The sequence below is a fragment of the Thermosynechococcus sp. genome (genome assembly GCF_046299635.1).
Classification (GTDB): domain Bacteria; phylum Cyanobacteriota; class Cyanobacteriia; order Thermosynechococcales; family Thermosynechococcaceae; genus Thermosynechococcus.
On sequence record NZ_JBKBHV010000085.1, the window covers coordinates 1 to 508 of the forward strand.

The window sequence follows — 508 nt, forward strand, 5'->3', positions numbered from 1 at the left end:
GAGCAACTCCGAGGGATCCAACGCAAGAATCAGGTGTTTGCCCACCTGAATAGATCCGTCGACAGAGAAAAATCAACACTAAACGAAACTCAATTGTCATAAAACAACAACAATTTTAAGATTTATTTCGATCTTTTTTGTGCAAATTTGCCAGAATTGAGAACGATGACGAGTAACAATGAATGATGGTAAAGAGTTTAACTTTTGTTTGCATCCGTAACGCTGCAATTGCCTTGTGCAACGGTTTTTTTGCCTTAATTATCCTGTTGATTGCCCCCTTGGGATTGGCAGCAGTCATTACGACAACGCTATTAATAATTGCTAGCAGCTTTATCACAGGGGTTGTTATTGACCAAGTTTTATCACTGATACTAGGACGCTTGGTGCGGCAACAGGTGACCTATTCTTCTTCTACTGAACAGAGAACTATTCATCATTCATCAGTGTTGGTCCTCTGAAAGTGTTCGCTACCTCTGATATGGGCACGACTCTCTACCTATCGCGGCAG

General features: G+C 41.5%; 1 protein-coding gene. It reads left to right on the forward strand.

The features are described 5' to 3' along the window. Window positions 1-185: 185 nt before the first annotated feature. Window positions 186-458: a CRISPR-associated protein Csx18 gene (gene csx18 / locus ACK4IR_RS12470; RefSeq protein ID WP_409874655.1), complete on the forward strand. Its 273-nt coding sequence runs from the start codon at window positions 186-188 to the stop codon at window positions 456-458. Window positions 459-508: the final 50 nt, after the last annotated feature.

What these genes read in the sequence shown, in the direction of transcription:
- csx18 (WP_409874655.1), top strand. Translation starts at nt 186, where the DNA reads ATGGTAAAGAGTTTAACTTTTGTTTGCATCCGTAACGCTGCAATTGCC.